Below are 14,445 nucleotides of genomic sequence, written 5' to 3' on the forward strand. Positions count from 1 at the left end.
TCCAAATCCTGCCCGTTCTGAAGCACACCCGGTGGGCCTAGGCCCCGATCACGCGTCAAACGGCTCGCCGAGCAGCTCGTCGCCGCCGATCTCGAGGTAGCAGATGTCGTTGTCTGGGTCGGCGAGGACGCGGAGGACGTCGCCCACCTGTGCGTTGTGACGGTTGAGGAATACGTTGTAGCCCCAGTTGAAGTTGTCTGCGAACCGCAGGGAGCCGGCCGGTTGGCCGTCGTCTATGACGACGGCAGCGAGCGTGCGGTGTGCCAGAGCGTCTTTGCCCCAGTCGAACGCCATGACGCCGGAGTACAGAAACGACGGTGTGATCCGCCGCGCCGTCCACGGCCGCCCGGACGGGGTCACGCCGATGATCTTTGTCCGATCGACCGCCCGCCGGGCAGCGCGGGCCCGCTCCTGCAGCTCTGCGACCACCTCGGCGGGCACGTCGGCGCCGCGCAGACCCCAGACGTTGTGCCCGAACCGCTTGAGGCATTCCGCGTACGTGGTCCATACCGTCACGGTGGCGCGCTTCATTCCGATCTCGTCGCAGGCGGCGAGCAGGCTGAGCCGGTCCATCGCCTGGTGCGGCTGCCCGCGAAGGACGGCGACCAGCGCCTGCTTCTCCTCACCCAGCGAGTCGACGTCGATGGGGTCGGTCGTCTCGATGCGCCCGTCCGGGAGCGGGCGGAAGGCCGGGTGGCTGGCGTAGAACGCGGCGAGCTGTGCCGGCGCGGGCGCGGCTAGATCGGCGTACTGGGGATCCGCGGCACGGAACGCGAAGTCCCGCTCGATGCCTTCAAGCAGGTCGTCCAGCGTCTGGGGGCTGATCACGGCGAGGATGCGCAGACTGGTGTTGACGAGGCGGTTCCTGCCGGCCGGGTGGTCGGTCCAGAACGAGTGCTCGTCGATCCAGTGCACAGATGCGTCGGCGCGCAGGGTTGCTTCAACGGTGTCGTGCGGCACCGGCTCGTCCGTCCCACGCGCGAGACGGCGCGTGACGGAGGCCACCGATGCGATGCCGTGCGCGTTCGACACCGCCCGGGCCGCTCCCGCCACCATGGCCGCTGCTCGAAGCTGATCGGCCCGTCCGAGGAGGCCGTCGCGCTCGCCGATGTCGACGGTTCTGCCCGTCAGGCCGACGGCGGCCCGGAACGCGCCAGCTGTCCAGCAGGGGAGCGACGTCAGGCCGGCGGCGGCGAGAGCGGCCGTCAGATCCTCTGCGCTGCACGGGAGCGCCCAGTCGAGCAGCTCGAGCGCCTGGTCGACGGCGGGCGCGTGCACGGGCGCCGATGGAAGGTGCGCTTGGGCCTTGGACTGGACCTGCCGCACGCGTTCACGAGTGACCCCCAGGGTCTGGCCGACCTCGTCGAGGGTCCGCAGGTCGGCGCCGGCCAAGCCGTAGCGGGACCCGATTGGGCCCAGCCACTTGTCGGCTCTCGTTCCCAACGCGGCCTGCAGGACGCTCTCCGCCTCCTGTTCGAGGGTGAGCCCGTCGAGCCCTTGGAGGATGTGCTCGGCGTCCTCGACCGTCCGGCGCAGCCGGATCAGCTCGCGGGGCCCCGCGTCCTCGAAGAGCTCGCCGAGGCTGGTCGCGCCGCCCAAGAGAGGCAGAAAGCGCGGGTCCTCCGCCGTGACCGCGCCCGCCCACGGCGGGCAATCAGGAAGCTGCAGGGGTTGCGCGTCCGCCGTCGAGGAACCGGGTGGCTCGTGGGTACAGGCCGTGGCCGCGGCTGCTGCCTCCGCGGCGACGAGCAGGTCCAGGAAGCTGACGACGCCGAACTGCCGAAGCGCCGTGACGTCGTCGACGGTCGCCGTGAGCAGGAACTCCAGAAGGCCGTGCGCGCCGAACTCCCGGCGGATCACGTTTCGCGTCCTCGTGCGGAGCAGCGGCTCAATGGCGCGGGAGAACGTCGCGGGGTCCAGCCCCTGCAGGGCGGGCGCGGCGCTGCCCATCGCCGGCTGGGAGCCGGCCCCCGACGCGACGAGTTCCCACAGTGCCGCGCCGAGCCGGGCGGCTTGGAACGGTTCTTCGGCGGGGTGGTCGAAGGTGGCGCAGGACGGTGTGCCTTCGGGAAGGCCGAGTGCTGCGAGCAGTGCCTTGGTCTCGTCGGGGGCGGCCGACGACCAATCGATCAGTACGGCCGGCAGCACGGGCGAACCCTGTTCGCCCCACGCCCGCGGAGGAGTGCGGTGTGCCGCTTCCTGCCGTTCCAGCCCCGGCTTCTGCGACCTGCCCAGTGCCGGGTGGGCTTCGGCGTGAACGACCTGAACGAGTACATTTTCGACGCCTACGAGCAGGTCGAACAGGGTGAGGACGCCCAGGCCGGGCAGCTCCAGGAGCTCGGAGATCGTGGAGATCATCAGCAGCTCGTGAACCGGGATCGACTCGCTCATGCTCGCCCTGCGGACGGCGTTGGAGGTCCGCACCCGCCAGCCGATCTGCGGGACGAGGGCTTCAAAGTCGTCGGGGTCGACGAGACGCAGTAGTGTGCCTGCGCTGCCCATGGCAGGCGCCGCTCCTAGGCCCCGGTTGAGCAAACTGCGGAGGGCCGCGCCGAATAGGGCTAGGTCAACCGGCTCGTCGAGTGGGTCAGCGAACACGGCGTCGGGGCCCGCGGCCGGGTCTATGCCGAGGGCTTCCAGCACCGGTCTGTGCAGCCCGGGGTCCGCCGCGCGCTCCCGGACGGCGGCCGGCAGCACCGGGGTGCCGGGTGTGCCCCACGCCGGGAACCTGGCGCTGTCAGACATCCGGCAGGTTCTCCACGGGGATCTGCGGGCGGAATCCGAGCCTCAACGCCTCCCTGAGCAGTGCGATGCCTTGGACGGCCTGCTTCTGCGTCGGGTCCGTCTTGCGTTCGGACCGCTGCCCGAGGCTGAAGGCTAGGCCCCGCTGCCACGGCTGCAGGCTTCCCGTCTCCTTCGCCCAATGCGCGGTCTCGAACCACGTCTGCGCCGGCACCGCCGCCGCGACGGCGACGGCCGGGTCGGTGGCCGCGGCGGTGTCCGACGGCGCCGCTCCCTGGCGCCGGCTCGACCGCAGGTCGAGCAGCTCGCCGGCGAGGGCGGTGGGAACCGTCCAGGGCAGCGCCTCGACGCGGGTCCAGGACTCCGGCCTCTTGCACCACTCACCGATGTTCGCGGCGCGCGGTGGGTTCGTGATCGATTGCTGGACCGGTTCGCACAGCTGTGAGATCGCGGCCTCCAGCGCGGGCGTGAGCGACTGTGTCCGCCAGATCCCGTCCAGATCGATTCGCTGGCTCGTCGCGTTGACGAGCTTCGCGATCGTGAAGGTCACGATGTTCGCACGGTACCCGCCGAAGCCTTTGGCGGACACGAGCCGCTCGGTCTCCTTGAACAGGATGGCCTTGGCTACGGTGCGCCGGAAGTACGTCTCGTCGACGGCGGGCCGGCCGTTGGTCGCGAGCCGGATCATAAACTCGCGGAAGTTCTTCTCCGCGCCGCGGCTCACGATGTGCGGCAGCTGGTCCCAGCTCGCGACGTACTTCGCGAGGTCGGTCTTCGTGAACTTCTGCCTCGTTGGGTTGCCGAGCTTCCAGGCCTTCATCCTCGCCGGCGTCCGCTGTCTGGCAAGCTCGTCCGCGTACTGGCCGCGGGCGCGTTCGTAGAACCAGTGGGTGTCCTGGCCGTCGCCGGTGGCGCTTGGCGCCCACACGGCGCGTGACAGCTTTTCCATGTCGACGTGCAGGGCGTCGTTCGAGGAGAAGTCCGCTGTCGTCACCTTGTTCTGCGTGTTCGAGTACCGGCTGATCGCGGGGACAATCTCGTCGAGCCGTTCCGGCGAGACGACGGTGACCTTCGCCTGGACGAGCACGTCAGTGACGTCTGCACCGTCCTTGCGCACGGCGGAATGGATGGACGCGGTGGTCTGCCCGCCGTTCACGATCTGCAGGTCGTGCAATTTGCCGATACCGGTCGACCCGTCGGCGTTGCGGAGGAGGTCCACGCGGCTGGCGGTCGCGGAGATCCCGTTGTTATAGGCCAGAAACCGTTCCGGTGTCTTTAGCAGGCTCTCCCGGATCCCGCGATTCACCGCGCCTTTCGCCTGGAGGAAGCTCCGGACGTTGAGCTCGAGGAGCCGCGTGCCGTACTCGTCATACAGGTTCGCGAGGACATTGCCCGACACGATTGTCAGTAGGACGGAGTAATCCTTGTCGGTGGCCGGCGTGCTCAGGCACGGGAGTGGTGCTCCGAACCGGTCCACGAAGTCCACGACGATGGGCTCGTGGAGCGTCCCTGACGTGAGGAGTCGGTGGAGTCGGCCGATGTCCCAGACCTGGTAGACGAAGTCGACCCCGTCGACTGTCGTCGGCGTGACCTTGAGGACCCGCGCTGTCGCGTTCGTGAACAGGAGCAGCCGGACCGTCGTCGCTGCCTTCAGTGCGCGTTCGAGGTCTAGGACCATGTCGAACACCGGGGACGCATCGTCGACGTCGGCCCGGTACCCGTCGCGGCACTTGTCGACGAACGCCCGGAGTCGCTTCATCAGCGTCTCGAGCTCCGACAATGGCAGCGTCGGGTTGTCGACGTCGTGCCGGAAGTGCGTGACGAACACATCGATCCGTGTCTCATCGTCGGACACGGCGTACCCACTGACCTCGATGCCCCGCGCACGGTGGTAGCAGACCAAACCGTCGTCGAGCTCGCCGGCTTCGGTGAGATGTTCGATCATCCGCTGGGTGAAGGCGTCCGGCAGCGTCGTGTCCGTCGCCTCGGCGGTTGCGAGGACGTCCTGCACAAGGTCGCGGGAGAAGTCCTTGAGCCCTGCGTCCGTCACGCGTCCTCCTGTGCGATGAGCTTGTGGACGTCGCAGGCGTCCACTTCGTACCCCTCGCACGCGGCGAGGGAGACTGTGTACCTGACGGCTCCGACGCCTTCCCGCAGATCCGTCTCGGTGATGCGGGGGAAATCGTCGCGGACGCGCAGGTGCTTGAGCGCTCGGGGTTCGTAATGCGGCTCGGGATACTTGTCGCGGTGCATGTCGAGGTACCCGACTCGCGCGAGCTTTGCGTTGAACGCGGCGAGCGCGAAGGGGTGCCCGGCGAGTCGCCCGCGGAGCTCGTCGACAAGGTCGTTGACGCTGCTGCCCGTCCCGCCCAGCCGTTCGTCGAGCGACAGGTGCGCGACGACGAGAGTGCCGGTCCCGGTCGGATCAAGTTCTCGTTCGTTCGCGACGATGAATCCCTGAGGATTCTGGCCCGTTGTGACCTTCACCTCGACTGCGACGGCCGGCCGCTGGAAGTCCTGATTCGCCTTGAGCGGGCCCGTCCACGCGTCGATTGCGGTTTCGGGAGCGACGTGCGGCAGCACATCGGTCTGCAGGACGATCAGCTCCCCGGCAAGGCCGCGGCGGGCGAGAACGGAAAGGCCATCGCGGCCCAACTGCTCGAACAGGTCCTGCCAGCGGGCGAGCCCGGACGCGAGCTCGGCGGTTGCTGCGGCGGCGTCCCGCGTTGCCGCGATCCGTCCGGCGAGGTCTTCCACCAGCGGCGTGAACACGTCGCCGAGTGCAGGATCGACGAGCTCGACGACGATGTTCATCCTCTGCCCACCAGTCTGCAGCCGACTGCGGCACGCGATGGCCTGCGTAACGGGGAACTGCGGCAGCGTGTCGGCGGGCCGCCAGGGACGGCGGAACACGAGCTGTCGGCGCCGCGACTCGAGGTCGAGAGCGACGTGGAGGTCGTGAAGGCTGTCCGGGTGAAGGCGTCGCAGCACCAGTCCGCGGTCACCCGGCTCGTCCTCAAGTTCCATCCACACTCCGGCGACGGTCACTCGTCGTCCTCGTCCTCGTCCTCGTCGGCCACGCCCTGAGCCTGGAGCTGCTGCCATACGGGGTTCACGAGGTACTCGGCGGCAATGTCATGCTCGGAGTGCGGAAAGCTGAAGAAGAACCCCACCATGGGTCGGCTGACCAGCTGCGTGTGCTCCGCGTTGTCTAGGACGTAGAGGAGCATCAGCGCTTGGTCCGGGGTGCGGACACGGCGCAGCGCTGGCCCGCTCGGGTCCGTCGGGACGGCCTTTCGCCGGCCGGGGTCGCGCTCATAATCGGCGATCGTTGCGGCTAGCGCCGTCTTCGTCTGCTCTTCCGTCATGTCGAGGGTTTCGTCCGGCGGGCTGAGGATCCGACGGATCGCGTACCGGTGATCCGTCTCCAGCTCACGTAGGGGCTGCCTAGTTTCTCCATCGCGCATCAGGCTGCGGGTGGTCAGGCCGATGTCGATCCCGGAGATGTCCGCGCGTGCCGCATTTGCTTCGTTCGAGATGAGTGCGACGGTCACATTTGAAAGCTCGCCCGCGGCGCCGCACCTGCGCATGTACTGTGCGATGAGATCGGGGCGGACGCGCCACGCCATCGGGTCGGAACGGTAGGCGTCGAGGAACGCGACGACGGCGTCGCTCACGCCCTCGCCACACCACAGGTGGTTGCCGTTCCTCCGGCTCTTCGACGCCTGACGGTTGGCGTTCAACGACTTGACGAGGGCGTTGAGCGCCTCGCGGTTGGCGTCTAGGACGCGCTGTCGAACGCCGAACAGAGTTGTCTCGGGGTTGCCTCCGCTGAACGAGAGCCGGACTCTCAGTCCTCGCCGCGCCTTGTTTGCGGCGGTGACGCTCAGGCCAGCCGCCGACGTTCGCACGCGCAGGCCGTACTCGATCGGGGTCGCGCCGCGCGCGGCCATGTCCTCCAGCTCCCGTCGGAGCTCGTCGGAAGCGAGTGTGATCTCGCGGTACCAGGCTCGGAGCTCCGACGTGGTGTAGAGCCGGCAGAGGTCCTCGTAGCCGGGCCGGTAGCCGAACCAGCGGCCCATCTGCATGAGGGTGTCGTACATGCGTGACGCTCGCAGGTAGTAGCTGACACTTAGCCCTTCGAGGGTCAGGCCTCGGGAGAGTTTGTTGCCCCCGATCGCGATGACGGACAGCCCTGTAGTCCGGTGTTCGTAGTAGTCGAGGGCGTCACGCGAGTTCCCGTTCATCGTCCGGATCTGGATCCGTTCGACAGCGGGCAGCAGCTCGGTGCGGACGGCGTCCCAGCTAACTTCGACGACGTTGTCGTCTTCGGCCATGAACCACGCAGTCGCTGGTTCGTGGCCGGTTCGCCAGCGCTGTTCGAGCTCGTCGAGGATGCTGGCGCCGGACCCGCCGTCGCCATGCCGGATCCGGTCCTTGACGAACAGCAGCGCGCTGCGAATCTGTTCCGTAACGCGATCTTGGACGTCTTGGAAGCGGGTGACGTGGATGAGCATGGAGTTGTGGACCGCGACCTGCCCACGGGCCCGCCGCGCGGCGCAGGTGAGCAGGAAGTCGAGCATGGCGTTGCGCAGACTGTCAGGAAAGTCCTCTTCCCGCGGCTTCCACTCCTTCTTGTGCCCGACAGGCATCCACGCCTCGGAGTCCTCGATTGCGGTGTGGATCGGGATCGGGCCACGGCTGTCGTCGGTGAGGCCGAATACGCGTTCCGGGCCGAAGTAATTGCTGGGCGGCTGCAAGCTTTCGATGAAACTGCGGGGGAAGATGTCCTCGCCGAAATCGTCGTGGTCCTCGTACGGGTCGGCATAGATATTGGCGTACGGCGTAGCCGTATACCCGACGTACGCCGACTTGTCGAAGGCGTGGAGCAGGCGCCGAATCTCGCGGTTGATGGCGGTCGGGGTGCCGGACTCCTCCTTGTTCGTGTCGATGGAAGCGTTGTCGGCTTCGTCGTCAATCACCAGCAGCGGGACGTCACGGACCACCAATCGGCCCGTGGCGGGGTCTGGGTCGCCGTGCATGCTCGTGACCCAGTCATGGATGTACTTGATGATTTTGGCGTGCTTCTTCACGACGAGCAGCACGGGATAGTCGCCGACGGGCAGGCCCAGCTTGCGGGCCTGCGCGACGCGAAAATCCCCGTTGTCCGCACTGGTGGTGAGCGTGCCGGCCTTGAGCCGGCCGAACCCGGGGAGCGCGCCCGCGCCGATCGCGCGCTGGCTGTCATCGCCGCGCGTCATGTGCTGACTGTCCGAACCCAGGAATCCTTCGTCGAGGCGCAACTGTGTCTGGCTGCGCAGGCTGTTGTGGATTCCGGCGAACACCACGATTAGCTTGTAGCCGGCGTCTGCGGCTTTGCATGTCAATCCGGTGTAGTTGCTGGTCTTGCCTGACTGCACCTGCCCGACGACAAGGCCGCGGCGGTCCCACGGACCGTCGCGCGTCGGGTCTTCGAGCTTGCCGAGGATCGAGTCGGTGACCTCATCCAGGCGCAAGACGACCTGACGGGGCTGGAACTGAACGTCTTCGAGGTATTGCCTGTAGCGGTCCCAAAAGTTCCAGACGGGCTCGGCGCGCCGATCCCGGAGCCACTCGATGTGGTCCTTGCTGTCGACGAGCGACGACGAGGGGTCCTGACGGATGATCACGAGGGACTCGACGTGGCGCACAAGCTCGTCAAGGTGGGGCGGGTCGCCGCCACGCTTGCGCATGAGGTCGACGACGTCCTCGGCGTTCTCCCGGATGATCTCTTCGGTGGCGCCGTGCTCGGGGAGCAGATTCATCACGAGCCGTAGGGCCCTGGCGAAGTCGTCGGCGCTCATGAATCGTCTCCATCGGTGCGGGGGTCGGTGTTGCCGGAGAGCAGCTCGGCGAGGCCTTGGTGCTCGTCGAAGGGCGGCATGCGCGTGACGCGGGCGAGCGCCGCGGACGCCTTCTCTCCCCTGTTGAGCAGGACTTCGAGCATCCGCCGGGCGAGGTCAATGACCTCGTCGGGCACAGTGCCGTCGGGGTCGACGACGGACTGGTCTCCGGTGTCGGCGGTGGTGTGGATGAGACCGACGGGCAGCGCGGACTCGATCATGCTGAGGATCGCGCCGAGGCCCCTGCGGATTTCGGGGTGCCGGTCAGCGAGGTCCTTGATCAGCGGGTGCTGGCGGTTGACGACGAACCGGGTGCGGCCGAACTGCCGCATCGCCTGCCACGTGAAGTCCTCGGAGACCGTCTGCCGGTCCCGGACGACCTTGCCGCGATGGTTCATCACCGAGCCGGCCCTGGCGCGTGTCGCCTTGCCGACGCGTCGGAGCTGCCTGACTGCGGTGGCGGGGGGCGTCGCAGAGGACTTCTTGACGTCGAGAGACCACGCGAGGTCGTGCTCGGCGGGCAGCTCGACAGCGATCCGGGCAAGGACATGCTTCTCGTCCTTGCGGAACTCGGGCAGGAGCCAGTCGCCGGCGACGATGAGCCGGTTCTTGCGATACACGTAGAAGCCTTGCTGGTCCAACCAGCCGCGGGGACCGCCAGCGGCGAGGTACTCCTCGTCGGTGAGCCGTGCGCGGTGCGGGAGCACGAACCCCTGTGCAGCCAGGCCGGATGGCGACGGATCTGACGGGAGCTCCTCGACAAACTTACGCCGGGCGAGGAATGGGTCCCACCCGGGCACTGGTTCACCGTTGAGGTTGATTGAGACCCGCCCGCGGCCCGACAGGTAGCGGTGGAACACCATCCCGAGGTGCTCCTGCACACGATTTACGCCGGCGTAGAAGTCCCGCTGTGCGAACTCGTCGCTCGAGTCTGCGCCGGCGGGTGCTAGGTGCCTGAGGCCGAGCCACAGCACAATCGTTCCCGCTGCACCTTGCTCGTTCTGCAGCCGGTCGAGGATGTCGGCGGCTTCCCGCGGAGCGCCGATCAGCAGCTCCCAGTCGCCGACGGCCTTGACGTGTTCGGTGTCCCAGGTGCCGACGTTCCAAGCGCCCTTACCGGTCCGGGACGCGACGACGAGTGTCCGGGCCTGGGAGAACGATGCTGTTTTGAGCCCCATCCCGAACCGGCCGAGGTCGCTGTCGGCGCGCGCGTCCGCTCCGCCGCCGCCGACGGTGAGGCCCCGTAGCAGGTCGGACTCAGACATTCCCTTGCCGTCGTCGCAAAGCGCGACCCAGGAGCCCGCCGAGCCGCCCCAGTGGCAGGTGATCTGAATGCTTTTCGCGCCCGCGGCGATGCTGTTGTCGATCAGGTCCGCGATGGCTGCCTCGGGGCTGTACCCGAGCGCGGCGAGCGACTCGATGGTGCCCGCGGGGTCGGGGCGCAGTACGCGGTAGGTGCTGTCCAGCGGTGGTGCCCCTTCACTGCCGACGGCACTTCGCCGCAATGCCCCCCAGTCACGGGATCGTTACGATCAGTCTAACCTGCATAGGGCGGTCCGGGAAGCAAGGGACGCTGCCGCGCCGCAGGCGCCGGTCCCCGGTCTGTCAGAGGCGCTCTCTAGGCTGCCGTGGCTGTGGAGGTCAGATGAGTACGCCGACGCGCAACTACGGCGTGAAGCTGGTCCGTGGGCCATTCGTCCGCCTAGAACCGCACCGGGAGCACTGCGCCAACGAGGGTGAGCTCGCCCACTGGGTTGCATCCCTGCGGCGGGAAGATCCAAGCCTGCGTCTGGCGGCGGACCTGTTCAGCGGCGCGGGCGGGATGAGCCTTGGGTTAGAGCAGGCCGGCTTCCGAGTCGTCTTCTCCGCCGATCATGACCCCGAAGCGGTGGAAACGCACGCCCACCACTTCGGTGGCATGGCCGTTGATTGGGACCTCGCGGACGCCGACGCCGTCGAACGCGTCGCGGCAACGTTGCGCGCGGTCGGGGTTGAGCTTCTGGCGGGCGGACCACCGTGCCAACCGTTCAGCAAGGCCGGCCGGTCGGGAATCAGAGACCGAGTCAGGCGGGGGCTGCGGGACCCGCATGACCAGCGGCGTGACCTGTGGCGGAGCTTTCTGGAGGTGGTGCGGCTCGCCGAACCCAAGGCCGTGGTCATGGAGAACGTCCCTGACATGGCCTTGGACCGAGAGATGTTCATCTTTCGGTCAATTGTCGAGGAGCTCGAGCAGCTCGGGTACGGCGTTCAGGGACGGGTCCTGGACTGCCGTGCGTACGGCATCCCGCAATTCCGGCAGCGGTTGATTATCGTCGCGCTCCGCAACGGACAGGTCTTTGAGTGGCCTGCTGTCGCTGAGCAGGCCGTGAACGTTTGGAACGCGATCGGGGACATGCCCGAGGTTGAAGGCGGGTGGCGGCCGGCTGGCGGAGCGAACGGCTGGACGGACTATGCCGGCCCGGTAACGGCGTACCAGCGGCTGATGCGTCAGGGGATCCTTGGCGCCGAATCGGCTCGGCTGTATGACCACATCACCCGGCCGGTCCGCGAGGACGACGCGATCGCCTTCGAGCACATGGACCATGAGACCCGGTACTCGCAACTGCCGGAAAGCGCCCAGCGGTACCGCACTGACATCTTCGACGACAAGTACAAGCGGCTTGATGAGAACCACTTCTCACGTACAATCACCGCGCACATCGCGAAGGATGGCTACTGGTACATCCACCCGCGGCAGGGCCGTACGATCACGATCCGGGAGGCTGCGCGGCTCCAGTCGTTTCCTGACTGGTTCCGCTTTGCTGGCCCGCCGAGCGCGGCATTCCGGCAGATCGGCAACGCGGTGCCGCCCCTCCTGGCCAAGCAGCTCGGGGAGTGCCTCGCCGTGCAGTTGGGGAAGCCCGCCGTGGCCCCGAGCAGCAGTCGGCAGACTGGCGAGACCCTCGCGCTGTGGTTTGCGGGGCGAGAGCGGCTGGCCGTGCCGTGGCTGAAGGCGCAGACCGCTTGGCAGGTCGTGCTCGCAGAGATGCTGCTCGATCGGCTGCCTACGCTGTCCGCGCAGCTGGTGTGGCCAAGCCTCAGTAGCTGGGCGACGCCGGAGGCCGCACTGGCCGGCGCTGAGGATCTGCGCGAGGTGGCGTCGTGGGTAGGGCGCGACGACCGAGTGGACCGGCTGCTGGAGATTGCCGCCCATGTGATCAGCGACGGGGGGGCTCTCGCTTCCCCGCTCGCGTCGTCGCCCGCCGAAGGTGCTTCCCTTGGCGCCGACGTGGGAAGGGACGGGGCCGAGGAGAAGGCGCCGGCAGCCGGCAAGTCCGGGCACCACGCCGAGACGGCGGCGAGCGTGCCGCGGACGGTCCTTGACTTGGCGCTGCTGGTGGTCCCTTCAGCGTCGGGCGATGGTGAGGAACCGGTGATCGCCGGCCGCGGTCTGCTGCGCGTCGCCCGCCGGTTCTTCGGAGACGAGCAAGTACTGGACCGCCAGAATCGCCTGACGGACGGCCGAATTGCCGTGTCGCGACTGATCGGCGGCGCGGACTCGGCGCGCGGGGCCCACTTGGGATTGATCGAGCTGGCGGCAAGTCTCTGCACCACAGGAACCCCCGCCTGCGGTGAGTGCCCACTTCGAGAGTCGTGCGAAGAGGGCTCGGCCACTACTTAGCTCGTCCTGTAACTCCGAGGCGCCTAGCTGGGAGTTGCACTGGTGTGATTTGGCTTCCGGCTCAAGCGTGGCCACCGCAGCATTCTTCGGATCTGTGATGCTTCGAAGGATGCTGCGGTGGCCGCGATGGACAGCGCGTGCCATCCGCTGTGTCCCACGGCCGCGCTTGATCGCCCGCATCGCGACCAGGGTCCGCTTGACCAGCATGCTGGCGTCGCGGTTGGTGCCGGAGAGCGCAAGTTCGGCGAGAGCCCGGCCCGATCGACGAGCAGGTAGTACCTGGCGCCCCGTTTGGCCCGGTCGGTGGGATTGGGGGCGGGTCAGTTCGCCGCCCTCTTCGCCCGCGCGCTGACCGAGTCCAGACGGCTCGCGACCAGTCCGGCTGACCCTGTTGGCAAGCCGGTCGAGCATCCCCTGCTGCAGTCGGTCGAACAGGCCGGCGTTGACCTCAACCGCGCGGCCGCCGCCAGTGGGTCCACCCCGTTCCGTAGCCGAGCTCGACGGACAGCTTGGTCCAGCCGATTCCGGTGGACAGCACGAAGGCGATGCCCTAGCACGTCACAATCGGAGCGCGGGTCCGTCCGACCGTGCACCCTGGCTTCTGCGGTGGGAGCAGCGGCTCGACCGGCGCCCAGAGCCCATCGCTTATCAGCCGAGGCGGCGGGCAAGTTGCCGACGTCGACATGGCCGGCGCTTTGCGCTGATGCCCCACGGACGGACAGGGGCAGAGAATCTACTTCTGCAACGTCTTCTTACGACGCGGGGTCGAAGGAGCGCGGCCGCGTTCATGCGACGGACTCATCCACCTCCCCGGAGGCGGGGGCATGCAGCCCGAGAGACGTCGCGATGTCTGGGCTCAGGTTGGGGAGCTCCCCCAAGATCTTCCGCAGCGCCGCGGACTCACCGACGGCCATGGCTGCGGCTCGGAGTGCCAGCAGTGTTACACCGCCGTCTACGCTTGTCGGCGCCTTGACGCGCACCTTGTCGGTCGTGCGGGGGCCGGCCGCGCGACGGTAGGCGTCATCGGCGCGTAAGCACACCTCGTGGATGGGCCGTTCGAGCATTTGGCGCAGCTGGGTCGGGATTCCAACGCGCATCTTCGCGACGTTGATATTGAATGCCGCGTCGAGATCGGTACTAAAGTCCAGTGCGACTCGAGCCAGCTTAAGGTGCTCGTCGATACCCCGTAGTCCCGCCCAACCGCCCCACTGAACGAGCCTGTCTGCACGGTAGATGTAGAGGCCCTGCTGGCGATTCCACTTGCGCGGGCCCGACAGGCGCTCGAACTCGGACTGGCAACTGAAAGCGTTCCTCGGCGGCAAAATGTACCGGTCAAGAGTGACGGTGCCGGTGTTATCACCCACGGTCAGCTCGAACTGCTGCCGTGGGAGCCGCTTCGTTGCGGGCTCGTCTTGTGCAAACGGGTTCCAGGGCCGAAGCTTCTCGCCGTTGACGACGATTTCGACCTTTGGCACGACCTCGCCTTCGAGAAAGCGGTGGAAGACTAGAGCGAGATGCTCTGACGCGCGTTCGGCGAGCTTCTCCACGCGGCGGCGCGCCCAGCCGCCCTCTGGCTTCTGTTCCTGGAAAATGCGATCAAGCTTCTCCCACACAACCACCGTGCCGGTGCCTTCGCCCAGCATCTCCTTGGCTCGGTCGTAAACCGAGTTGGGCGCCGGTTCGATAACGAGCCACTCGTCGAATTCGATGATCGTGTCGAGGGACAGCTGCCGGGTCGTGACGCGCTTTCCGCCGCGGCTGAGTACGGTCAGGCTGCGGGCTTGCGAGAGCGACGCGGTCTTGAGGCCGAGGCCGTACCGGCCGAGGTCTCCTGCGCCGTAGGGTCGGCGGCTTCCGAATCGCAGCGCCTCGTTCACGCCGTTCGCGGTCATGCCGCATCCGTCATCGGCGATCATGATGCGGGAGTCCGCGCCGGCATACTCAATCACGATCTCTACGCGCGTCGCGCCGGCGGTCACGCTGTTGTCCACGAGGTCGGCCACCGCGGACGGGAAGTCGTAGCCGATGTCCCGAAGCGATTCGGTCAGTCGAGCCGCGGAGGGGGCGATCGTCGTGTGGCGGGGTTCGCGCACGCTTCAACTCCTCATCTGGGTACTTGGACCAGGTTGCCACACACCACCGACAACTACGGGGAGGACC

Annotated in this window: 7 protein-coding genes and 1 pseudogene; 1 reads left to right on the forward strand and 7 read right to left on the reverse strand. The window is 67.6% G+C overall.

All coding sequences use genetic code 11. The features are described 5' to 3' along the window. Positions 1-48: 48 nt before the first annotated feature. Genes BMW27_RS08455 through BMW27_RS08475 form a run of 5 tightly spaced genes read right to left on the reverse strand, consistent with a single transcriptional unit; the run spans position 49 to position 10,129 of the window. Complete coding sequence (locus tag BMW27_RS08455) at positions 49-2,745, reverse strand: sigma factor-like helix-turn-helix DNA-binding protein (RefSeq protein WP_091442296.1); 2,697 nt, start codon at positions 2,743-2,745, stop codon at positions 49-51. Next, a complete protein-coding gene (locus tag BMW27_RS08460; protein WP_091442298.1) occupies positions 2,738-4,792 on the reverse strand; it encodes an AIPR family protein in 2,055 nt (684 codons plus the stop codon). Before BMW27_RS08460 ends, BMW27_RS08455 begins: the two co-directional genes overlap by 8 nt. Beyond that, the gene (locus BMW27_RS08465; protein WP_175486426.1) at positions 4,789-5,790 is read right to left on the reverse strand and encodes a PD-(D/E)XK motif protein; all 1,002 of its coding nucleotides are present in this window, start codon (positions 5,788-5,790) and stop codon (positions 4,789-4,791) included. Before BMW27_RS08465 ends, BMW27_RS08460 begins: the two co-directional genes overlap by 4 nt. Then, on the reverse strand, positions 5,787-8,585 hold the full coding sequence (locus tag BMW27_RS08470) for a Z1 domain-containing protein (protein ID WP_091442304.1): 2,799 nt from the start codon (positions 8,583-8,585) through the stop codon (positions 5,787-5,789). Before BMW27_RS08470 ends, BMW27_RS08465 begins: the two co-directional genes overlap by 4 nt. After that, positions 8,582-10,129 carry an ATP-binding protein gene (locus tag BMW27_RS08475; RefSeq protein WP_091442307.1) on the reverse strand — a complete coding sequence of 516 codons (1,548 nt, stop codon included), beginning with the start codon at positions 10,127-10,129 and terminating at the stop codon, positions 8,582-8,584. Before BMW27_RS08475 ends, BMW27_RS08470 begins: the two co-directional genes overlap by 4 nt. A 140-nt stretch (positions 10,130-10,269) precedes the next feature. Here BMW27_RS08475 and BMW27_RS08480 point away from each other — a divergent pair, with 140 nt between their 5' ends. Beyond that, entirely contained in the window at positions 10,270-12,285 is a 2,016-nt protein-coding gene (locus tag BMW27_RS08480; protein ID WP_091442312.1) for a DNA cytosine methyltransferase, read from the forward strand. A 144-nt stretch (positions 12,286-12,429) separates the two neighbouring features. On the opposite strand, the pseudogene BMW27_RS23925 reads toward BMW27_RS08480, so the two are convergent. After that, a pseudogene (locus tag BMW27_RS23925) lies at positions 12,430-12,970 on the reverse strand (transposase); the annotation flags it as partial. A 100-nt stretch (positions 12,971-13,070) separates the two neighbouring features. Then, entirely contained in the window at positions 13,071-14,378 is a 1,308-nt protein-coding gene (locus tag BMW27_RS08485) for an ATP-binding protein (protein WP_091442316.1), read from the reverse strand. Positions 14,379-14,445: the final 67 nt, after the last annotated feature.

This window comes from Geodermatophilus poikilotrophus, from assembly GCF_900111455.1.
Taxonomy (GTDB): Bacteria; Actinomycetota; Actinomycetes; order Mycobacteriales; family Geodermatophilaceae; genus Geodermatophilus; species Geodermatophilus poikilotrophus.

Excerpts from the sequence above, each read along its gene's own strand:
- BMW27_RS08455 (WP_091442296.1), bottom strand. The coding sequence starts at position 2,745 with ATGTCTGACAGCGCCAGGTTCCCGGCGTGGGGCACACCCGGCACCCCG.
- BMW27_RS08470 (WP_091442304.1), bottom strand. The coding sequence starts at position 8,585 with ATGAGCGCCGACGACTTCGCCAGGGCCCTACGGCTCGTGATGAATCTG.
- BMW27_RS08480 (WP_091442312.1), top strand. The coding sequence starts at position 10,270 with ATGAGTACGCCGACGCGCAACTACGGCGTGAAGCTGGTCCGTGGGCCA.